Source organism: Pseudooceanicola aquaeponti, from assembly GCF_050897975.1.
Taxonomy (GTDB): domain Bacteria; phylum Pseudomonadota; class Alphaproteobacteria; order Rhodobacterales; family Rhodobacteraceae; genus Pseudooceanicola.
The window spans coordinates 98,408-118,451 of sequence record NZ_JBPAXY010000007.1 but is presented as its reverse complement, the minus strand read 5'-3'; the positions used below and the strand labels follow the sequence as shown (position 1 = coordinate 118,451).

The following is a 20,044-nucleotide window of genomic DNA, read 5'->3' as shown; positions in this document are numbered from 1 at the left end:
GCGCCCAGGGCCGCGCCCGGGGTCAAAGGCTCTCGACAAAGCGGGCGGCGGCGGCGCCATGGGCGCGGCGCAGGGCGGCCAGATCGACCCCCAGGGGCTGGCCGTCGACCACCCGCCAGCGGCCCGCGATCATCACCCGGTCGGCCTGATGGGCGCCGCACAGGACCAGCGCCGCCAGCGGATCACCGGCACCGGAAAAGCGCAGCTCGTCCAGGGTGTACATGGCCAGATCCGCCTGTTTGCCCGGTGCGATCACCCCGATATCGGTCCGCCCCAGCAGTTTCGCCGATCCTTCGGTGGCCCAGCCAAGCGCGTCCAGATGGGTGACCTCGGCGGCGCCATAGGTCAGCCGCCCCAGCATCAGCGCATGGCGCACCGATTCCATCAGGTTGGAATTGTCGTTCGAGGCCGAACCGTCGACGCCCAGCCCCACCACGGCGCCTGCCGCCTCCAACTCCTTGGTGCGGCACTGGCCCGAGGCCAGGACCATGTTGGAGGTCGGGCAGTGACAGACCCCCATGCCGCATTTGCCGATGCGGGCGATCTCGTCGTCGTTGAAATGGATGCCATGGGCCATCCAGACCCGCGACGACATCCAACCCACATCCTCTAGGTAATCCAGCGGGCGCATCCCGTATTTTTCCAGGCAGAAGGCATCCTCGTCATGGGTTTCGCCCAGGTGGGTGTGCAGACGGCAATCGTGTTTCTCGGCCAGTTCGGCGGTGTCGATCATCATCTTGCGGGTGACGTTGAAGGGCGCGCAGGGGGCCAGGGCCACAGTGGACATGCTGCCCTCGCTGGGGTCGTGATAGCGGCCCAGGACGCGTTCGCAATCGGCCAGCATGTCGTCGTAATCCTGGATCAGCCGCTCATCGGCGATGCCGCCCGACTTGGTCCCCATGTCCAGCGCGCCGCGGGTCAACCCGATGCGCATCCCCAGGGCCTGGGCCTCTTCGGCCTCGATGTCCACCGCATCGGCCATGTCCTCGGCAAAGACGAACAGGTGGTCGGACGCGGTGGTGCAGCCCGACATCAGCAGCTCGACCAGGGCCAGGCGCACGGCGATGCGGAAGGTGTCGCGGTTCAGATGCTTGCCCCAAAGCGGGTAAAGCGTCTGCAACCAGGGGAACAGCTCTTTGTTGATCGCCTCGGGGTGGGCGCGGGTCAGGGTCTGGAAGAAATGGTGATGGGTGTTCACCAGCCCGGGGATGATCACATGGCGCGAGGCGTCCTGCACCTCGTCCACCGGCCGGGCGGGCTGGCCCCCGGTGGGCACCAGTTCGGCGATCCGGCCGTTTTCGATAACCAGGCCACCGCCTGCGCCCTCGGCCATGATGGCAAGGGGGGTCTTGATCCACAGACGCATCTCTTCTGTCCTTGATGTCGGTAGGTTAACTAAGCCGCGACTTGCGGTAGGCGCGCGGCGAGATCCCGTATTGCGCCCGGAAGGCGCGGGAGAAGTGCGAGAAATCCTTGAACCCCCGGCGCAGGGCGATGGTGGTGATCGGCCAGGCGCTGAGCAAGCTGTCGCCCAGATCCTTGCGGATCCGCTCCAGCCGCTGCGCCTTGATCCATTTCGACACTTGCAGGTCTTCGCCCTCGAAAAGCTCGTAAAGGGATCGCAGCGAGATCGCCTGCGAGCGGGCAATCTCGGCCGGGCAGAGGCTCGGTTCGTCCAGATGGGCCAGGATATGCGCCTTCACCCGGGCCAGCTGCGCCTGGCGGTTGGCCGACAGGGGCTGATCCTGGGCGATCTCCGAAAGGGCGGTGGCCAGCAGGTCCACCACATGGCTTTCCAGCCGCGAAATCAGGCTGTCGCGCGCGCTTTCGCCCTTCACCTCGCACATGGTCAGGATGAAATCGAACAGGAAGCGCCCCGGCAGGGACTGGCCCGAGATCTGCCGCACGATCAGCGTATCCAGGCAAGGCACCCGATCCTGCAACAGGCGGCGCGGCAGTTTCAGCGCGATTTGCCGATAGGGCCCCTTGAAGACCATGCGGTAGGGTTGCTGGCTGTCGTACAGCACCATCTCGCGCGGGCGCACGGTGACGGTGCGGCCCCCCTGGGTCAGCTCGCAATCGCCCTCGACCTGAAGGCAGACCTCGTACCAGGCATCATTGCGCGCGATATGTTCCTCGGCACGGGCCACCTCCATGGCGGTCGAGACGAAATCGGCCAGCACCACCTCGCCGAACTGCATCCAGGAGACAGAGCCGAAGAATTCCTCGTCCGGCGAGCCGGTCACATGGGTCGAGGGGAAGAGCGCGTTGGAACTGTCCTGCCAGAAGGCCAGCCGCTCGCCGCGCGGCACGGCGGTGGTGGAAAACCTCTGCCAACCTGTCGCCTCTGTCTGCATCTGCCTGTGTCCTTCTGGTGTCGACCGGGCCATGCCCGCCTGTCTTCCGTTGTCGCCAGCGCTTGCCCCTCCGTGCAAGAAATCGCCCCGTTGAACGCTGGGTCAGGGCCGGAATTTGCGAAAGGATTGGTCATTTGCGCGGCTTTTCGGGCGGTGCGGGGCCGGTTGCGGCCCTCTGGGCCGGTCCGCCGGGCGGGACAGGCGCCGAAGATCCGCACGCAGAGACAAGTCGCCGGGCACGGACAGGCAACCCGCGCGGGCAGGGGCGCGGCGGGCGACTCAGCCCGGCAGCGGCGCCACCGCATGGCCCAGCCGGTCGAAGGCCTCGAAGGACCGGCGGATCAGATCCGGGTCCAGCCCTTCGAAGATGAAGACCAGCCGGGTATGGGGCACCCCCTCGGGCCAGGCCGCCAGGTGCTGCGGCGGATGCACCAGATAGCCCACCCCGTTGACCAGCACCGGCGGGCCGCCCTGCTCGACCTCCAGCACGCCTTTCACACGGTGGATGCGGTCGCCGTGGCGTTGCAGCAGCGCGGTCAGCCACAGGCCAAAGGCCGTCCAGTTGATCGCCCCGGGGCGCGCGATCGTCAGGGTGCGGATCCCGTCCAGCTCGTGATGATGGTGACCGGTGATCGGCACCACGCTGTCGGGCGGGGGCGCGGGCCAGTCGCGCGGGCCCTGCGGCAACAGCCGGTGCAGCGGCGCATCGGCAAAGCTGAGCTGCGCGACGGGGTTCAGCCGGTGCAGCCGGTCCAGGGTGCGTTTCGTCGTCTCGGGGCCGGACAGGTCGCGTTTCGCCAGGGCGATGACATCGGCGGCGGCGACCTGGCGGCGGGCCATGCCGTGATCGTCGAAAAGCGCCCCGGGGCCGTTGATCGCATCGACCACGGTGATCACGCCACCGGGCGCGACCTGGCTGCGCAGCACCGGATCGGCCGAAAGGGTAGAGAGCACCGGAAAGGGATCGGCCAGGCCCGTGGTCTCGATCACGATCCGCGCCAGCGCCGGGATCTGCCCGCGCGCGGCGCGGTCGATCAGGTCGCGGATGGCGCCCGCGATGTCATCGCGCACGGTGCAGCAGATGCAGCCCGAGCGCAGCAGCGTCACCTCGCCCTCCAGCGGGGTCAGCAACTCGTGATCCAGGCCGATCTCGCCGAACTCGTTGACCAGAACGGCGGTGCCCGCCATTGCCGGGCTGGCCAGCAGCCGTTGCAACAGAGTGGTCTTGCCCGCCCCCAGCTGGCCGGTCAGCACGATGACGGGGATCATCGCGCGGCGCCCTCGGCATCCTGGGCGGCGGCCTCGATCCGGGCCAGCCAGAGGGGATCCAGCGGATCCAGATCGCGCCCCGACAGCTGCCCGCCCTCGTCCCAGACATGGGCGATGGCGTTCAGCACCTCGGATTTGCCGGTGAAGGTTTCCAGGATGTATTCGCCCTGCCAGTCGCGGAACTTCAGCCCCATGGGCCGCAGCAGGGCGTTCAGCACCTTGGCGCGCCGCGCCGCCTCGGCCCGCCGCGCCTGGGGGCCGTCGCGGCGGGTATAGACGCCCGCGCGCGGCACGGCGTCCGACCAGTGGTCATCGCCGCCCAGGATACCGCACAGCGCGCACATCAGGCGCGGGGGAAGCGACGGTCGTAATCCTCGGCCATCTCTTCCATGGTGACGAAACGCACGCCCTCGTGCCCCTGGAAATGGCGGATCAGCCGTTCCAGCATCATCAGCACCTGGGGCCGACCCGAGACGTCGGGGTGAATGGTGATCGGGAAGATCGCATAGTCCATCTCGCGGTAAACCCAGTCGAACTGGTCGCGCCACAGCTGTTCGATGTCGCGCGGATTGACGAAGCCATGCGAATTGGGGCTGCCCTTGATGAACATCATCGGCGGCAGGTCATCCAGATACCAGCTGGCGGGGATCTCGATCAGGTCGGTTTCCTCGCCCCGCACAAGAGGTTTCATCCAGTCCTGTGCGCGGGCGGTGTAGTCGATCTTGGTCCAGCTGTCGCCGACGCGCACCCGGTAGGGGGTGTGGTCGTCATGCATCAGTGAGTGGTCGTAGAAGATCCCCCGTTCCAGCAGCAGCTCGTTGGTGACGTTGGAAAATTCCCACCAGGGGGCGACATAGCCCCGGGGTGGCTTGCCGGTCAGCCTGGTGATCAGCTCGATACAGTGGTCCAGCACCGCCTCTTCCTGCTCGCGGGTCATGGCGATGGGGTTTTCGTGGCTGTAGCCATGCACCCCCACCTCGTGGCCCGCCTCGGCGACGGCCTTCATCTGCTCGGGGAAGGTCTCGATCGAATGGCCGGGCATGAACCAGGTGGTGGTCAGGTTGTAGCGCTCAAACAGCTTCAGCAGGCGCGGCACACCCACTTCGCCCGCGAACATCCCCCGCGAGATGTCGTCGGGGCTGTCCTCGCCCCCGTAGGAGCCGAGCCAGCCCGCCACCGCGTCCACATCCACGCCGAAACCGACCAGAATCTCTTTCTTTGCCATGGGATTGCCCCTCCTGTCGCGTCCTTGGGCCCAGGCGACACCGCCCCGCGCGCGCTGTCGAGCGGGCGGGCACCGCGCGCCAAGTCTTTCCGCAGCCGTGGCACCTTTGCCCCGGACCTTGCCGGTTTCGCAGGCAGGCGCGCCCCCCCTGGCCCCCCGGGCGGCCCTGCTTTTGCGCAGCCCCCGCCATGGCGCCCGCCCCGCGGGCCTCTGGGCAAGAGGGGGCAGGCAGGCTATCGAAAGGGCTGGATCACCCGCAGCGAGGCCCCCGATGACCGACGCCCCCCAACCCAAGATCACCCTGATCGCCCTTGGCGGCACCATCGCCTCGATCCGCAGCGACAGCGGGCGGGCGCGGGCGGGCGCCATGACCGGCGAGGCGCTGATCGAGGCGCTTGGCCTCGACACCCCCGTCGCGCTGACGGTCGAGACCCTGGCGCAGAAGGCCTCGAACGCGCTGACCTTCGCCGATCTTTTCGCGGTGCGCGATGCGGCGCAGCGGGCGGTGGCCGCGGGGGCTGCGGGCGTGGTGGTCTCGCAGGGCACCGACACGCTGGAGGACAGCGCCTTCCTGCTGGACATGATCTGCGATCTGCCGGGCGCGGGCCTGGTGCTGACCGGTGCGCAGCGGGTGCCCTATGCCCTGGGGTCCGACGCCGGGCCCAACATCCGCGATGCCATCACCGTGGCCGCACACCCTGCGGCGCGCGGCGCGGGCGCGCTGCTGGTCTTCGACCAGGAGGTGCACGAGGCGCTGCATGTGCGCAAGGTCAGCTCGCACCGGCTGCGCGGGTTCGATTCGCCCGGGCATGGAGCGCTTGGGCTGGTGGATGGCGCCTTCGTCGACATGCGCCGCCCGGCCCGCCTGCCGGATCGATTCCCGGGCCTCACCGCCCCCCTGCCCCGGGTCGACATCCTGCCCGCCGCGATGGAGGCCTCGCCGCGGCTCATGCGCGCCGCCGTGGACAGCGGGGCGCAGGGGCTGGTGCTGGACGGGCTGGGGCGCGGCCAGGTGCCGCCCGATTGGATGCCCGAGATCGCCGCGCTGCGCGATGCGGGCGTGCCGATGGCCGTCACCTCCTCGACCCTGTCGGGACGGCTGGGGCCGGATTACGACTATCCCGGCTGCATGGCCGAGATCACCGCCCTTGGGGTTCTGCCCTGTGATGAGCTGAGCGCGCGCAAGGCGCGGCTGTGGCTGGCCTGCCGGATCGCCGCCGGGGTCTGACGGGGCTTTCGGGGGCGCTCCCCGCTCCCTTCGGGCCGCGGGTCGCAGGCCCCTAGAGGCGCCCTTCGCGCAGCCAGCCGGCCAGGATCAGCCCCGCCGTCAGCAGCAGCACCAGCCAGGGCGGCAAAAGCGGGATCTGGCGGACCGAGCGGGTCTCATAGGCCTCGCGCGGGGTCAGGCCGATCCAGCCGCGCCCCGCCGCCGGGCGCCCGGGACGCACGTCGCGCAGCCCCGGCAGACCGTCGGACAGATTGCGCACGCCGCCGCGCGTCGCCGCCACCGCCTCGGCCAGGACCGCGTCGCTGGCGATGGTTTCCTCGAACTCGCGCGGCGCAGCGGGGCCCAGGCCGATCACCGCCGACAGATCCCCCGAGGCCAGCCGATAAAGCCCGATCTCGGGCCCATCAAACAGCGCCTGGAAGCGCCCGGGCGAGACCTCTTCCAGCGCCAGTTCGGTCTCGGTGCCATCGGGCGCGGTGACGGTCACGCCGCCCACGCGATCGGACAGAGAGCGGCGGGTGATCACCATGCGCTGGCCCTGGGCCTCGGCGGTCAGGGCCTCTTCTTCCAGCTCGGGTTCCTTCATCATCCAATGGGCCAGGCGGCGCAGCAGCTCCAGCTGCGGCCCGCCCCCCTCGAAGCCGCGATTCCACAGCCAGGGCTGATCCGAAGCCAGCTGCGCCACGCGCCCCTCGCCCACCCGGTCGAGGATCAGCAGGGGCCGGTCCTCGGCCCCCGACATCACCACCTGGCCGCGCTCTGGCGTCAGCTCGACCTGGCGCATCCAGCGGCCCCAGTCGCCGTCCCAGGCCTCTTCCAGCCCGGCGGTGACCGGGTGGCGGTGGCCCAGATCGGTGACGGCGGGACGATAGCCCTGTTCCATCACCCGCGCCGTGGGTCGGCCCGGCAGCACCTGCGCCAGGGGCGAGCGGTAAAGCGATTCGGCCGAGGCGAAATCGGGCCCGGCGGCGATCAGCACCGCGCCGCCGGTTTCCACATAGTTGCGGATATTGTCGAGGTAGAGCGCGGGCAGGATGCCGCGCCGCTTGTAGCGGTCGAAGATGATCAGGTCGAAATCCTCGATCTTCTCCATGAACAGCTCGCGCGTGGGGAAGGCGATCAGCGACAGTTCCGACACCGGCACCCCGTCCTGTTTCGACGGCGGGCGCAGGATGGTGAAATGCACCAGGTCGACGGAACTGTCGGATTTCAGCAGGTTACGCCAGGTGCGCCCGCCCGGGTGCGGCTCGCCCGAGACCAGAAGGACCGACAGGCGGTCGCGCACGCCGTTCATCTGCACGATGGCGGAATTGTTGCGATCGGTCAGCTCGCCCGCCTGTTCCGGCGTGGTGAAGCGGATCACGTTGCGGCCCCCATGTGGCAGGACCACGGGAATTTCCACATCCTCGCCGACGCGCAGCCCGTAGCGCTCTGCCGGGCCGCCATCGACCGAGATTGCCAGCTCGGCCACCTCGCCCATCTCCGCGGGCACGGCGCCGTCATCCTCGATCCGCAGGGTCAGCAGCACCTCTTCGCCCAGGATGCCGAAGGCCGGCGCATTGCTGACCACAAGGCGCCGGTCCCAGTCCTGGGGCGTGCCCGACAGCAGCAGATGCATCGGCGCGGGCAGGCCCGGCAGCTGGTCCAGGTCATGCACCCGGCCATCGGACAGCAGGATCACCCCGGCGATCCGCCCGCGCGGTTCCTCGGCCAGGGCCTCGCCCAGGGCGGTCAGCAGCAGGGTGCCGCTGTCGCCCTCGCCATCGCCGACCTCGATCCGGCGCAGCTCGGTATTGGGGCGGGCAGAGATGCGGGCGGCCAGGGTTTCGGCGGCCTCTTCCGTCTGCGCCGCGCGGTCGCCCAGGCGCTGCGAGGCCGAGCGGTCTTCGACCAGCAGCACGATATCCGACAGGGGGCTGCGGTCTTCCTGGCGCAGGGCCGGGCCCGCCAGCGCGGCCAGCACCACCAGGGCTGCGGCGCCACGCCAGGCCCAGCCCGCCAGCCCGCGCCACAGCGCCAGAGCCAGCGCGACCAGGGTCAGCACGGCCAGCGCGATCAGCACGGACCAGGGCAGCAGCGGGTCAAAGAGGATCTGTCCGCTCATGCCTCAGTTCCCCAGCCGGTCGAGCAGGGCCGGCACATGGACCTGGTCGGATTTGTAGTTGCCGGTCAGCACATGCATCACCAGGTTCACGCCGAAGCGATAGGCGATCTCGCGCTGGCGCTCGCCCCCCATGCCCGCGCCCACGGGCAACAGCGGCATGCCGTCTTCGTCCACCGCCCAGGCCGCCGCCCAGTCGTTGCCGCCGATCACCACCGGGGTGACCCCGTCGTTGAGATTGCGGAAGGGCATCCCCTCGATCTGCTCGGCATCCGCCGGGGCCGCCTCGACCCAGACGGGGGCGCCCACATAGCGGCCGGGGAAATCCTGAAGCAGATAGAAGGTGCGGGTCAGCACATGGTCGGCGGGCATCTGTTCCAGCGCCGGGATGTCCAGCGGCCGGGCCAGTTCCTGCAACCGGCGCCCCTCTGGGGTGGCGGCGCCGAAGCCCGCGACATTGGCGTCGCGCGTGTCAAACAGGATCATGCCGCCGCTGCGCAGATAGCGATTCAGCTTGGCATAGGCCGCGTCCGAGGGGATCGGCTGATCCGCCGTGACGGGCCAGTAGAGGAAGGGAAAGAGCGACAGCTCATCGGTTTCCAGATCCACCCCCATGGGCGGCGCCGGTTCCACAGAGGTTCGGAAATAGAGCGTGTCCGACAGGCCGCGCAGCCCGGCCTGGGCCAGATCGTCCAGCCGGGCATTGCCGGTCAGCACATGGGCCAGGACGGTCTCGGCGGTGGCGGCCAGGGCGAAATCCTCGGCCTCTTGCGCGGCCTGACCAGAGGTCTGACCCGCGCTCTGGGCGCGGGCGCCCTGCGGCGCGGCGGGCAGCAGCAGGGCCAGGGCCAGCAGGGCGGCAGAGCCCGCAGCACGGGCGCCGCGCAACCGGCCCGACAGCGCCAGCGAGGCCAGGATGTCGGCCATCAGCAGCAGCAGAGCCAGGGCCAGAAGGTAGCCGCCCAGGGGGCGTTCGGCGGGGGCCACCAGCCCCTGGACCGCCACCCGGGCGGGCCAGCGCATCGGCGCGATGGCGGTCTCAGTTCCCAGCACGTTGCGGGCGATGGCGCGATCCTCGCTGCGGTAAAGGCCCGGTTGCAGGCGCGGGCCCAGGGGCGCGGCGATCAGATCGGCCCCGTCGACCCCCGGCAGGGTGCCCGCGTTCGAGATCGTGCCGAAGGCATCCATCACCCGCTCGGGCGCCCAGGTGCTGCCCGCGATCTCTTCCGGCGCGGGGCGGGTGTTGACCGACGACACCGACAGCCGCTCCAACATCCCCACGAAGAGGCCCGACAGGGGCAGGCTGGACCATTCGGCATTGGCGGTGACATGGAACAGCACCACCTGCCCCTGGCCAATCGCCTTGCGGGTGACCAGCGGCGTGCCGTCGCTGAGCCGCGCGATGACCCGGGCCGCCAGCGAGGGGTCGGGCTGGGCCATCACCTGCGAGGTGACGGTGACATCGGCGGGCACCGGCAGGCCCGCAAAGGGGCTGTCCTCGTCGAAGGGGGCCAGGGTCTTGGGGTCGCCCCAGGACATGGCGCCGCCCAGGCTGCGCCCGCCGGCGCGCAGGCGGACGGGCATCAGCGGGTCTTCCTCGGCGCGGCTGACATCGCTGGCGGCCAGGCGCGGCCCGGCGAAACGCAACAGCATCCCGCCGCCCTCGACCCAGGCGCGCAGGGCCTCGGCCTCGCCATCCGAGAGGGTAGCCACATCGGCCAGCACCACCACGTCGGGGTTGGCGGGCAGCACCTCGGTCAGGGCGCCATGCAGCAGGTCGGCGTTGGTTTCCAGCGCCCGTTGCAGGTAGTGCAGCGGCGACAGCAGCTCCAGCGCCTCGCGGTCGTCGCGCCCGGCGATCAGGGCCACCTCGCGGCGGCGCAGCCCGTCATCGGTCAGGGCCACGGCCCCGGCAGAGCGGGTGCCGGCCAGGGCGAAATGGGTCAGCCGCGCGCGGATCTCGGCGGGCAGGGCCATTTCGGTGCGGGCCAGGGCCGCGCCCGGATCAAAGGTCATCTCGGCCTGCTCCAGCACGCGCATCACCCCCGCCGGGTCGCGGCCATGGGCCTGGACGGTGACGGTTTGGGCACGGTCCAGATCGCGGGCGGCGCGGATCGCGGTCAGCTGCACGGCCCCGTCGGCAAAGGCGGGCGGGCGCAGGGCCAGAACGTCGCCGCCGGTTTCCAGCACCCGCACCGGGCCCCGCGCCTCGACCGCCGCCAGCAGCTCGGTGCGCCCCGGCCGGTCAAGCCCGTCGGAAATCCAGACGGTTTCGGTGCCCGCCTCCAGCCCGGCAAGGGCCTCGATCGTTCGGGCCATGCCCTCCTCCTCGGGGGCGCGCGGCTCCCAGGGTTCGGGGGCCAGGCCCGGCAGGCGGGTCACCCAGGTTTCCGGCGTCTGGAACACCGGCGGCTCGGGCGTGGTCAGGCGGATCACGGCGGCGGGGCGGCCCTCGCGCGCCGCCTCTTCCAGCAGGGTCTGGGCGGCCTCGGCCTGGCGCGGCCAGTCGGCGGCGCTGGCCCAGCTGCCATCCAGAAGCAGCAGAAGCGGCCCCGTGCCGCCCTCTGCCGCGCGCTCTTCGGGGTTCAGCACCGGACCGGCGAGGCCCAGGATCACGGCGGCCACCGCCAACATCCGAAGCAGCAGCAGCCACCAGGGGGTGCGGTCGCTGACGCTTTCGTCGTCCGTCAGCCCCAGCAGCAGCGCCACACCCGGAAAGCGCCGCCGCACCGGGGCGGGCGGCACCGCGCGCAGGATCAGCCACAGAAGCGGCAGCGCCAGAAGCGCCAGCAACAGCCAGGGGGCGGTAAATCCGACAGGACCCAGCATCACACCCCCCGATCCAGCGCCTGCCAGACCCAAAGCAGCGCGCTTTGGGCCGAGGCAGAGGTGTGATGCTGGCCATATTGCCAGCCGGTGGCGGCGCAAAGCGCGGCCAGATGGGCCTTCCGCTCTGCCAGGCGGGCCAGGTAGCGGTCTTTCAGATCCGAGGCCTTCAGCGTTTCATGGGCCAGGCTGCCGCCCATGCTTTCAAAGATCGTGCGCCCGTGAAAGGGGAAGGCCTCTTCCACCGGGTCCAGCACCTGCAACAGCACCCCGCGCACGCCGCGGTCGGCGGCCTTGGTCAGGGCGGTGGTCACCTCGTCCACGGGGCCGAGGAAATCGCTGACGAAAAGGGCGCGGGCATTGGGCAGCATGGCGCGATGTTCGGGCACGCCGAAATCCTCGCCCGAGGGGCGCGAAAAGAACTCGGCCAGGCGCAGCACCTGGTTCTGGCCCCGGCGCGGCGGCAGCAGGCTGCCGGTCAGGCCGACGCGTTCGCCGCCCCGGATCAGCAGGATGGCGGTGGCCAGGGCGATGTCGCGGGCGCGGTCGCCCTTCTCGGGCAGGACCTTCGGATCCGAGGTGAAGGACATCGCGGCCGACTGATCGACCCAGAGCATCACGCTTTGCGCGATCTGCCATTCGCGTTCGCGCACGAAACGGTCGTCGGACCGGGCCGAGCGGCGCCAGTCGATCATCCGGCGCGGGTCGCCCGGCTGTACCGGGCGGTATTGCCAGAAATCATCGCCCAGACCGGCACGGCGGCGGCCGTGTTCCCCCAGCAGGACGGTGCCCGCCAACTGTTCGGCCCGCGCCAGCAGGGGCGGCAGCCGGGCGGCTTCCTCCTCGGCGCGGTGGCGAAGGGCGGCCGGTGTCCTCACGCCGCGGCCCCGGCCCCTTCGGCGCCCATGACATCGGCGGCGATCTCGGCGATCAGGCTGTCGAGGTCGTCGCCCCGGGCCCGGGCGGCAAAGTTCAACCCCATGCGGTGAGACAGCACCGGCTGGGCCATGGCCAGCACATCCTCAGGCGCGGGCGCCAGGCGGCCCTGCAACATGGCGCGCGCGCGCACGGTCATCATCAGCGCCTGGGCGGCGCGAGGGCCGGGGCCCCAGGAGACGGTCTCGCGCACCCGGGCGGGGGCGGTGGCATCGTCGGGGCGGCAGGCGCGCACCAGATCCAGGATCTTCTCGACAATCGATTCGCCCACGGGCATCCGGCGCAGCAGGGCCTGGGCCGCGATCAGCTCCTCCGCGGTGAAAACGGCATGGGCCGCTTCCTCGGTCGCGCCGGTGGTGGACAGCAGGATGGCGCGTTCGGTGTCGCGGTCGGGGTAGCGCACGTCGATCTTCACCAGGAACCGGTCCAGCTGCGCCTCGGGCAGGGGATAGGTGCCTTCCTGCTCGATCGGGTTCTGGGTAGCCAGCACGTGGAAGGGGCGGCCCAGGGCGCGGTCCTCTCCGGCGACGGTGACCTGTTTCTCTTGCATGGCCTGCAACAGGGCCGACTGGGTGCGCGGCGAGGCGCGGTTGATCTCATCCGCCATCAGCAGCTGGCAGAAGATCGGCCCGGGCAGGAAGCGGAAGGCGCGGCTGCCGTCACCGGCGGTTTCCAGCACCTCAGAGCCCAGGATGTCGGCGGGCATCAGGTCGGGGGTGAACTGGATGCGGTTGCCGTCCAGCCCCATCACCGTGGACAGGGTTTCCACCAGCCGGGTCTTGCCCAGGCCCGGCAGGCCGATCAGCAGGGCATGACCGCCGCACAGCAGCGAGGCCAGGGTCAGATCGACCACCTGTTCCTGGCCGACAAAGCGCCGGGTGATCGAGGCCTTGGCCTGCGCCAGCTTGGCCTCTACCGTCTCGATCGCGGCAACCAGATCCTCGGCGGGGATTTCCTGGGTCGTTCCGGGGGCGGTCTCACCCATGACATTCCTCCAGCGCAGACTATAATGATTAACTGAAACTGTAGCGGCGAGTTGGTTAATGATAAATTCACTGTCGTCACAAAATAGTGTGAATATCACGGCGGACACGCTGGCTGCTGCCGCGCGCGCCGCCAAGGGGCGCGGATTGCCGCCGGTGCACAAGTGGAATCCGCCCTTCTGCGGTGACCTGGACATGCGGATTGCCCGCGATGGCACCTGGTTCTACCTTGGAACCCCCATCGGGCGGCCGGAACTGGTGCGCCTCTTCTCGACCATCCTGCGCCGCGACGGCGACGACTATTTTCTGGTCACCCCGGTGGAAAAGGTCGGGATCACCGTCGATGACGCCCCCTTCCTGGCCGTCGATTTCGAAGTCGAGGGCACGGGCGAAGAGCAGGTGCTGACCTTCCTGACCAACGTCGCCGACAAGGCCGTGGCAGGCCCCGACCACCCGATCCGGGTCACCCGCGACCCCGAAACGGGCGAACCCTCGCCCTATGTGCTGATCCGCGACCGGCTGGAGGCGCTGATCGACCGCAAAAGCTTTTACCGGCTGGTCGATCTGGGCGAGACCGCCGAGGTCGAGGGGGTCGACTGGTTCGGCCTGCGCTCTGCGGGGCAGTTTTTCCCGATCATCCCGGCGGCAGAGTTGACCGGCCTCTAGGCGCCGCCCATGCTGAACCCGACGTGCGGCCCGTGGGACGGCGGCGCGCCGGGGAACGGCATCGGGGGGACGACATGCCGGCATTCGCCGCCAATCTTTGCACGCTTTTCACCGAGCGGCCCCTGCCCGCGCGCATCGCCGCGGCGGCCGAGGCCGGGTTCGACGGGGTCGAGATCCCCTTTCCCTACGACAGCCCGGCGATGGAGATCCGCAACGCCCTGGGCCTGGCCCAAATGCCCGTCGTGCTGATGGCCGCGCCGCCGCCCAACTACACCGGCGGCACGCCCGGCTTTGCCGCCCAGCCCGGCGGCGAAGAGCGGTTCCGCCACGATTTCCGCCGCGCCCTGCGCTATGCCCAGGCGCTGAAGGCGCGGCATCTGCATATCCTGTCGGGCCCGGCCATTGGCGCCGCGGGCTTTGACACGCTGGTGGCCAACCTGTCCTGGGCCGCCGCCTCGGCGCCCCGGCAAAGCCTGCTGATCGAGCCGATGAACGCGGGCGACCTGCCGGGTTATTTCCTGACCGATTTCACCCTGGCCGCACGGGTGATCAACACGGTCGGCGCCCCCAACCTCGGCCTACTGTTCGACAGCTATCACGCGCAGCGGATCACCGGCCACCTGGGCGCCACCTGGGCCCAGGTCGCACCGCTGGTGCGCCATGTGCACCTGGCCGCGACCCCGGACCAGGGCGAACCCGACAAGGGGGGCCAGATCGACTTTGCCGCCTTCTATCGGCAGCTGGCGGCGACGGGCTATGACGGCTGGATCGGCGCCGACTATCGCCCGCGCGCCGCCACGCTGGACGGTCTGGGCTGGCTTCAGGCCGCCCGCGCCGCCACTGCCCCCCTGCCCCGCCCGGCCTGACGCCCGGCTAGTGGCCGATCAGCGGCGCATCGGGGCAGGCCTCGTCGCGAGTTTCCAGTTGCAGGGTCACATGGGTCAGCGCGAAACGGTCGTGCAACAGGGTGACGATCCGGGCGCGCACCGCGCCGGCCTCTTCCGCCGCGCCGGTCAGCACCACATGGGCCTCCAGCGCGGCCTCGCTTTCCTGCATCCGCCACAGGTGCAGATGGTGCAGCCCGGCCACCCCTTCGACCCCGCGGATGCCCTCGGCCACCTCGGCCACGCCGGGGCTGTCGGGGCTGCCCAGCATCAGCAGGCGGATCACCGGCCCGACCTCCGAGGCGGCGTGCCACAGGATGTAGCCCGAGATCATCAGGGTGACGATCGGATCCACCAGCCGCCAGTCATAAAGCAGGATCAGCGCGCCGCCGACGATCACCGCGACCGAGCCCAGGGCATCGGCCACATTGTGCAAAAAGGCCGCGCGCATGTTCACGCTGCCCTTTTGCAGCGACAGGATCAGCAGCGCCGTGGCCGTGTCGATGACCAGCGCCACGGCGGCGACGATGACCACGGTCCAGCCCTCGACCTCGGCGGGGTTGAACAGCCGCTCGATACCCTCGAAGGCCAGCATGACGGCGATGACGATCAGCGTCGTGTAGTTCACCAGGGCGGCCACCACCTCGGCCCGGCCATAGCCAAAGGTCATGGCGGCATCGGCGGGGCGGCGGGCGATGCGGCGGGCGAGGAAGGCGATGACCAGCGACAGCGCGTCGGAAAGGTTGTGGATCGCATCGGCGATCAGCGCCAGCGAGCCCGAGAAGAGCCCGGCGATGATCTGCACCACCGTCAGCAGGATATTCACCGCCACCGCCCAGGCGACGCGCTTGTCGCCCGCCAGATCGGCGCTGGCGTGGTGATGGTGATGAGGGTGGGCGTGATCGTGCGGCATGGGTCCGGTCCGGTCTTTTTCTGCGTCACGACACAAGATAGGACCTCTAGTGACTAGAGGTTCAAGGGGAAAAGACATGCTTTCCATCGGCCATTTGTCGCGTGCCACCGGGGTGAAGGTGCCGACCATCCGCTATTATGAAGAGGCCGGGCTGATGCCCGCGCCCGAGCGCAGCGCGGGCGGGCAGCGACGCTACGGGCGCGCCGATCTTGACCGGCTGCATTTCATCGCCCACGGGCGCGGGCTGGGCCTGTCGCTGGAGGCGATCCGCCACCTGCTGGAACTGTCGGACAAGGGCCGCGACTGTGCCGATGCGCATCAGATCGCCGCCCGGCACCTGGGCGACATCCGCGCCCGCATCGCCCGGCTGCAACGGCTGGAGGCCGAGCTGGAGCGGCTGGCGCAGACCTGTGACCACGCCCCGGGCGAAGCCTGCGGGCTGATCGCGGCGCTTGGCGATCACGGCCAGTGCCTGGGCGAGCATTAGGGCCACCTCGGGGGCCAAAAGCAGACCGCCCCCACAGCGGCGGCTGCGGGGGCGGGCAAGACCTTTGCAAAGGGGCGGCTCAGTTCACCTCGTCCAGCCCCTCGGGCTGCCCCACGACGATGAAGCGCAGCTTTTCGGGATGCAGCCGTTCGCGGGCGACGCGGTTGATCTCTTCCAGCGTGACGGCATTGATCCGGTCGTTGCGCCCCGCCGGATAGTCGATGGGGAAGCCGTCATGCTGCATCCCCACCAGGATCCGGGCGATGGTGCCGTTGCCGTCAAAGCGCAGCGGATAGGCGCCGGTCATGTATTTCTTCGCCTGCTCCAGCTCTTCGGCGGTGACGCCGTCGCGGGCCACCCGGGCCCATTCGTCGCGCACCACCTGGATGGTCTCGGCCACCCGGCGATTGTCGGAGGCCACGCTGCCCATCCAGATGTCGGCATAGTCGCGGTCGGCCAGCCAGCAATAGATGCCATAGGTCAGCCCGCGTTTCTCGCGGACCTCCTGCATCAGGCGGCTGTCGAAGCCGGAGCCACCGATGATCTGGTTCAGGATATAGGCCGGGAAGAAATCGGGATCCTCCATCCCCAGCCCCTGCTGGCCCCAGATCACCTGTGCCTGCGGCGTGTCGAAAAGGGTGATCGACACGCCCGGGGTCAGCGTCACCTCGGCCGGGCCGGGCAGCGCGCCGCCCCGCGTCGGCAGATCGCCCAGCAGGCGGTCCAGGAGCACGCCCAGCTCTTCGGGGGTGATGTCGCCCACGGCGGCGATAGAGACGCGGTTGCGGTCCTTCACCATCACATTGCGCCAGGCGGTGATCATGTCGTCGCGGTCCAGGGCGGTCACGCTTTGCTCGGTGCCCTCGATCGGGCTGGCGTAGGGGTGGTGGCCATAGGTCTGGGCGGCGAAATTGGTGCTGGCGATCTTCTGCGGATCCTTGGCGTCATTGCGAATGATGCTGAGGATCTGCGCCTTCACCCGCTCCACCGCATCCTCGGGGAAGGTGGGCTCGACCAGCGACTGGCGCAGCAGGTCGACCGCCTCGTCGCGGTTCTCGGTCAGGAAACGGGCCGAGACCGACAGGCCGTCGGAATGGGCGTCATAGCTGAAATGCGCCGCCAGGCCCTCGACCGCGCGGCCGAAGGCGCGGCTGTCCATCGCCGCCTCGCCCTCGCCCGAGCCCTCTTCCAGAAGGCCGGTCATCAGATAGGTGGCGCCGCGCTTGCCCGGCAGGTCCAGCGAGGTGCCCCCGGCCCAGCGGATCTCCAGCGCGGTGAAGGGGATCGAATGTTCCTCGACCAGCCAGGCGGTCAACCCGCCGGGGCTGGTGACCTCCTGGATGGCGACCTCGGCCCGCAGTGGCAGGGCCAGCATCAGCAGCAGGGCGGGGGCGGCCAGGATGGGTGCGACAAGCGGGGCAAGCCTCCGGCGCAGGGTCAGGCGAATCATTGGGTCACGTCTCCGGCTGCGGGGTTGGACAGGGGCACCGGGGTGGCGCTGGCGTCGGGGTCGGTCATCATCCAGCCGGTCACCGCGTGATCGCGGGTCAGCACCTCGCGGGCGGCGGCCATGATATCCTCGGGCGTCACCGCCTGAAGGATGGCGGGCCAGTCCTGCACATCCTGGATCGTCAGGCCCGAGTTCAGCGCCGTGCCGTACATCCGCGCCATGCGCGCCACGTCGTCGCGTTCATAGACCTGTTCGGCGCGCACCTGCATCTTGATGCGTTCCAGCGCCTCGGGGTCCACCCCGGCGTCGAAGAAGCGGGCGATGCCAGCATCCAGATCCGCCTCGGCCTGCTCCAGCGAGACGCCTTCGGGCGGCACGATGTAGACGCCGAAGGTGGTGTCATCCAGCGAGGTCGGGGCGTAATAGGCCGCCGTATAGACCGCCGCCTGTTGCTCCAGCACCAGATCCTCGTAAAGGAAAGAGGTCGAGCCGCCGCCCAGCAGACGCGCCAGGATCAGCAGCGCCGCCGCCCTTTCCTGGGTGTCGGGGTCGCGCTCCGGCGCCAGGTAGGTGCGGCTGACATAGGGTTGGGCGACGCGGGCATCCTTGAACACCACCCGGCGTTCGGCGATCTGCGGCGGTTCCTGCGGGCGCTGCCGCGCGGCATCCAGCGCCGGGTTGGGCGTCAGGGGGCCGTAATACTGTTGTGCCAGGCTGCGCACCTCTTCGGGATCCACGTCCCCGGCGACAATCAGCGTGGCATTGTTGGGGGCGTAATAGGTCTCGTACCAGGCGTTGGCCTCCTCCAGGCCCAGCTGTTCCATCTCGTGGCGCCAGCCGATCACCGGCACGCCATAGGGATGGTTGAGGTACTGCGCCGCCTTCATCTGCTCGCCGAACAGCGCGCCCGGATCGCTGTCGGTGCGCATCGAGCGCTCCTCCAGGATCACGTTGCGCTCGCTCTCGATCTCGTCCTCGGTCAGCGCCAGGTTGACCATGCGGTCGCTTTCCATCTGCATCATCAGCGGCAGGCGATCCGCCGCGACGCGCTGGTAATAGGCGGTGTAATCCTGGCTGGTGAAGGCGTTGTCGGTGCCGCCATTGGCGGCAACGGTCGCCGACAGCTCGCCCGAGGCCATGGTGTCGGTGGCCTTGAACATCAGGTGTTCCAGGAAATGCGCCACCCCCGACACGCCCGGTTCCTCATCGGCGGCCCCGGCGCGATACCACACCATATGCACGACCACGGGGGCTCGGTGATCCTCGATCACCACCACCTGCATACCGTTGTCGAGGGTAAAATCCGTGACCTGATCCACGGCATCCAGCGCCGCGGCCTGGCTGGCGAGGCTGGCCAGGGTCAGCGCCCCGGCGACAAGCCGTCTGATCATTGCCGCTCCTCTCACACATTCGTCATGGAATAGAAGATACCGCGCGGCGAAGGCGCGGCAAGGGACCGGGCCCGCATTCACCGCGAAGTGACAGGGCGCGAGCAAATTTGTCGGTGCAGCTTTGCCGCGCCCAGGTGAAGGGGCGGTTAACCGCTGATCCCAGGGCGAAGGACTGTGCCCGGCGCGCCAGAGGGGGCACCGAAACGACGCCCGAAACGACAAGGCCCCCGCGACGAAGGCAGGGGCCGGATCGGGCCCCTTGCGGGGCGGTGTGGGGCAAGGCGGGCGCGGCTTACTCGACCGGCGGATAGCTCGGCACCGGAATGCCCCGCTGGGTGTAGTAGCGGGCCATCTGGCGCGGGTCGATCGACTGGTCCTCGTAGGCGCGGTAATACTGGTCCAGCTTGAAGGGACGCAGGTTGTTGAACATCGCCTTGCGACGGCGGAACTCCTCGTCCTCGGCGGCCAGGGTCGGGCGAATCTGCGGATCGACACCGGCGCGCGAGGCATAGGTGACCAGCGCGCCATCGGCGCCGCTGACGCCCTGATCCTGCAACGCAGAGGCGCGACCGCCCAGCACCGCGACCGCATCGCCCAGGGGCTGCGGATCGACAAGGTTCTGTCCACCCGGCGTCGGCTCGGGCAGCGCGGCATAATCCGCGGGCTGCTCCAGCTCCTTGGTGGGCACGATGTTGAACTCCTCGGGGCCACCGCCGGTGTCCGAGAAATAGCGCAGCTTGCCAGCGCTGTTGCCGCAGGCGGCCAGCGCACAGACAGTCAGAAGGATCGCTCCCCGAGGCAGATTCATCGCGGTACTCCTTGGCAGTGTCCGAGGCTTAGCCGATTGCGGGTCCGAGGTCACGCCTCTTTCTCTGCGGGCAGGAAGACCAGCGCCGCCGCCCCCGCAAAGATCGCCACATCGGCGATGTTGAAGGCGTAGGGGTTGTCGATGCCGCAGCAGGTGACATTGGCAAAATCCGCCACCGCGCCGTAGATCAGCCGGTCAACCACGTTGCCAAGCGCCCCGCCGACCACCAGGCCGGCGGCGATCAGCCCGGCACGGCGCGGCGCCTCGCGCTTCACCCACCACAGCACACCGACAGAGATCAGCAGGGCCAGCCCGATCAGCACCCAGCGGGCCCAGAAGGCCCCGTCAGAGAACAGGCCGAAGTTGATCCCGTCGTTCCAGGCCATGCGGAATCGCAGGTAGCCGTCGATCACGACGATTTCCTGCCGATAGGCCAGGTCCATCACATGGACGACCAGGTATTTCGTCACCTGGTCGGCCAGAAAGACCCAGAACCCTGCCCAGAACACGATACGCATTA

The 20,044-nt window shown here is 69.4% G+C and carries 18 protein-coding genes; 4 read left to right on the top strand and 14 right to left on the bottom strand.

The window, feature by feature from the left end; all coding sequences use genetic code 11:
* Positions 1-22: 22 nt before the first annotated feature.
* From ACRARE_RS17755 to ACRARE_RS17735, 5 genes are all read right to left on the bottom strand, one after another.
* On the bottom strand, positions 23-1,366 hold the full coding sequence (locus ACRARE_RS17755; RefSeq protein ID WP_432657803.1) for an 8-oxoguanine deaminase: 1,344 nt from the start codon (positions 1,364-1,366) through the stop codon (positions 23-25).
* A gap of 25 nt (positions 1,367-1,391) precedes the next feature.
* Positions 1,392-2,357, bottom strand: coding sequence for an AraC-like ligand-binding domain-containing protein (locus tag ACRARE_RS17750; protein WP_432657802.1), 966 nt, complete (start codon positions 2,355-2,357; stop codon positions 1,392-1,394).
* 279 nt (positions 2,358-2,636) lie between these two features.
* Positions 2,637-3,626 (bottom strand): CobW family GTP-binding protein, encoded by a 990-nt coding sequence (locus tag ACRARE_RS17745; protein WP_432657801.1) that lies wholly within the window; start codon positions 3,624-3,626, stop codon positions 2,637-2,639.
* Positions 3,623-3,970, bottom strand: a complete 348-nt coding sequence (locus ACRARE_RS17740) for a hypothetical protein (protein ID WP_432657800.1) — start codon at positions 3,968-3,970, stop codon at positions 3,623-3,625. The genes ACRARE_RS17745 and ACRARE_RS17740 overlap by 4 nt, the downstream gene beginning before the upstream one ends.
* Entirely contained in the window at positions 3,970-4,851 is an 882-nt protein-coding gene (locus ACRARE_RS17735) for a polysaccharide deacetylase family protein (protein WP_432657799.1), read from the bottom strand. The genes ACRARE_RS17740 and ACRARE_RS17735 overlap by 1 nt, the downstream gene beginning before the upstream one ends.
* 271 nt (positions 4,852-5,122) lie before the next feature.
* On the opposite strand from ACRARE_RS17735, the gene ACRARE_RS17730 reads away from it, so the two are divergent.
* Positions 5,123-6,079, top strand: a complete 957-nt coding sequence (locus ACRARE_RS17730; protein ID WP_432657798.1) for an asparaginase — start codon at positions 5,123-5,125, stop codon at positions 6,077-6,079.
* Between the two features lie 52 nt (positions 6,080-6,131).
* On the opposite strand, the gene ACRARE_RS17725 is transcribed toward ACRARE_RS17730, so the two are convergent.
* Genes ACRARE_RS17725 through ACRARE_RS17710 form a run of 4 tightly spaced genes read right to left on the bottom strand, consistent with a single transcriptional unit; the run spans position 6,132 to position 12,927 of the window.
* Entirely contained in the window at positions 6,132-8,183 is a 2,052-nt protein-coding gene (locus ACRARE_RS17725) for a hypothetical protein (RefSeq protein ID WP_432657797.1), read from the bottom strand.
* Positions 8,184-8,186: 3 nt separating this feature from the next.
* Positions 8,187-11,009, bottom strand: a complete 2,823-nt coding sequence (locus ACRARE_RS17720; protein ID WP_432657796.1) for a DUF4159 domain-containing protein — start codon at positions 11,007-11,009, stop codon at positions 8,187-8,189.
* Positions 11,009-11,884: a DUF58 domain-containing protein gene (locus tag ACRARE_RS17715; protein WP_432657795.1), complete on the bottom strand. Its 876-nt coding sequence runs from the start codon at positions 11,882-11,884 to the stop codon at positions 11,009-11,011. Before ACRARE_RS17715 ends, ACRARE_RS17720 begins: the two co-directional genes overlap by 1 nt.
* A complete protein-coding gene (locus tag ACRARE_RS17710) occupies positions 11,881-12,927 on the bottom strand; it encodes an AAA family ATPase (protein ID WP_432657794.1) in 1,047 nt (348 codons plus the stop codon). Before ACRARE_RS17710 ends, ACRARE_RS17715 begins: the two co-directional genes overlap by 4 nt.
* 58 nt (positions 12,928-12,985) lie before the next feature.
* On the opposite strand from ACRARE_RS17710, the gene ACRARE_RS17705 reads away from it, so the two are divergent.
* Together ACRARE_RS17705 and ACRARE_RS17700 are read left to right on the top strand one after the other, a co-directional pair.
* Complete coding sequence (locus ACRARE_RS17705; protein ID WP_432657793.1) at positions 12,986-13,591, top strand: DUF1285 domain-containing protein; 606 nt, start codon at positions 12,986-12,988, stop codon at positions 13,589-13,591.
* A 74-nt stretch (positions 13,592-13,665) separates the two neighbouring features.
* Entirely contained in the window at positions 13,666-14,457 is a 792-nt protein-coding gene (locus ACRARE_RS17700) for a hydroxypyruvate isomerase family protein (RefSeq protein ID WP_432657792.1), read from the top strand.
* 7 nt (positions 14,458-14,464) lie between these two features.
* Here the strand turns inward: ACRARE_RS17700 and ACRARE_RS17695 are convergent, their stop codons facing one another.
* Complete coding sequence (locus ACRARE_RS17695) at positions 14,465-15,388, bottom strand: cation diffusion facilitator family transporter (protein ID WP_432657791.1); 924 nt, start codon at positions 15,386-15,388, stop codon at positions 14,465-14,467.
* 76 nt (positions 15,389-15,464) lie between these two features.
* On the opposite strand from ACRARE_RS17695, the gene ACRARE_RS17690 reads away from it, so the two are divergent.
* Positions 15,465-15,875, top strand: coding sequence for a MerR family transcriptional regulator (locus ACRARE_RS17690; protein WP_432657790.1), 411 nt, complete (start codon positions 15,465-15,467; stop codon positions 15,873-15,875).
* 79 nt (positions 15,876-15,954) lie between these two features.
* Here the strand turns inward: ACRARE_RS17690 and ACRARE_RS17685 are convergent, their stop codons facing one another.
* The 4 genes from ACRARE_RS17685 to lspA form a co-directional block, all read right to left on the bottom strand.
* Entirely contained in the window at positions 15,955-17,325 is a 1,371-nt protein-coding gene (locus tag ACRARE_RS17685) for a M16 family metallopeptidase (RefSeq protein WP_432657789.1), read from the bottom strand.
* On the bottom strand, positions 17,322-18,716 hold the full coding sequence (locus ACRARE_RS17680; protein WP_432657788.1) for a M16 family metallopeptidase: 1,395 nt from the start codon (positions 18,714-18,716) through the stop codon (positions 17,322-17,324). The genes ACRARE_RS17685 and ACRARE_RS17680 overlap by 4 nt, the downstream gene beginning before the upstream one ends.
* 292 nt (positions 18,717-19,008) lie before the next feature.
* Positions 19,009-19,524, bottom strand: a complete 516-nt coding sequence (locus tag ACRARE_RS17675) for a DUF3035 domain-containing protein (RefSeq protein ID WP_432657787.1) — start codon at positions 19,522-19,524, stop codon at positions 19,009-19,011.
* Positions 19,525-19,574: 50 nt separating this feature from the next.
* Positions 19,575-20,042 carry a signal peptidase II gene (gene lspA, locus ACRARE_RS17670; protein WP_432657786.1) on the bottom strand — a complete coding sequence of 156 codons (468 nt, stop codon included), beginning with the start codon at positions 20,040-20,042 and terminating at the stop codon, positions 19,575-19,577.
* Positions 20,043-20,044: the final 2 nt, after the last annotated feature.

Bases quoted from the DNA above. Each gene is read 5' to 3' on its own strand.
- ACRARE_RS17710 (WP_432657794.1), bottom strand. From the start codon at position 12,927: ATGGGTGAGACCGCCCCCGGAACGACCCAGGAAATCCCCGCCGAGGAT.
- ACRARE_RS17685 (WP_432657789.1), bottom strand. From the start codon at position 17,325: ATGATTCGCCTGACCCTGCGCCGGAGGCTTGCCCCGCTTGTCGCACCC.
- lspA (WP_432657786.1), bottom strand. From the start codon at position 20,042: ATGCGTATCGTGTTCTGGGCAGGGTTCTGGGTCTTTCTGGCCGACCAG.
- ACRARE_RS17690 (WP_432657790.1), top strand. From the start codon at position 15,465: ATGCTTTCCATCGGCCATTTGTCGCGTGCCACCGGGGTGAAGGTGCCG.
- ACRARE_RS17755 (WP_432657803.1), bottom strand. From the start codon at position 1,366: ATGCGTCTGTGGATCAAGACCCCCCTTGCCATCATGGCCGAGGGCGCA.
- ACRARE_RS17725 (WP_432657797.1), bottom strand. From the start codon at position 8,183: ATGAGCGGACAGATCCTCTTTGACCCGCTGCTGCCCTGGTCCGTGCTG.
- ACRARE_RS17750 (WP_432657802.1), bottom strand. From the start codon at position 2,357: ATGCAGACAGAGGCGACAGGTTGGCAGAGGTTTTCCACCACCGCCGTG.
- ACRARE_RS17745 (WP_432657801.1), bottom strand. From the start codon at position 3,626: ATGATCCCCGTCATCGTGCTGACCGGCCAGCTGGGGGCGGGCAAGACC.
- ACRARE_RS17730 (WP_432657798.1), top strand. From the start codon at position 5,123: ATGACCGACGCCCCCCAACCCAAGATCACCCTGATCGCCCTTGGCGGC.
- ACRARE_RS17705 (WP_432657793.1), top strand. From the start codon at position 12,986: ATGATAAATTCACTGTCGTCACAAAATAGTGTGAATATCACGGCGGAC.
- ACRARE_RS17720 (WP_432657796.1), bottom strand. From the start codon at position 11,009: ATGCTGGGTCCTGTCGGATTTACCGCCCCCTGGCTGTTGCTGGCGCTT.
- ACRARE_RS17740 (WP_432657800.1), bottom strand. From the start codon at position 3,970: ATGTGCGCGCTGTGCGGTATCCTGGGCGGCGATGACCACTGGTCGGAC.
- ACRARE_RS17680 (WP_432657788.1), bottom strand. From the start codon at position 18,716: ATGATCAGACGGCTTGTCGCCGGGGCGCTGACCCTGGCCAGCCTCGCC.
- ACRARE_RS17695 (WP_432657791.1), bottom strand. From the start codon at position 15,388: ATGCCGCACGATCACGCCCACCCTCATCACCATCACCACGCCAGCGCC.
- ACRARE_RS17675 (WP_432657787.1), bottom strand. From the start codon at position 19,524: ATGAATCTGCCTCGGGGAGCGATCCTTCTGACTGTCTGTGCGCTGGCC.
- ACRARE_RS17735 (WP_432657799.1), bottom strand. From the start codon at position 4,851: ATGGCAAAGAAAGAGATTCTGGTCGGTTTCGGCGTGGATGTGGACGCG.
- ACRARE_RS17700 (WP_432657792.1), top strand. From the start codon at position 13,666: ATGCCGGCATTCGCCGCCAATCTTTGCACGCTTTTCACCGAGCGGCCC.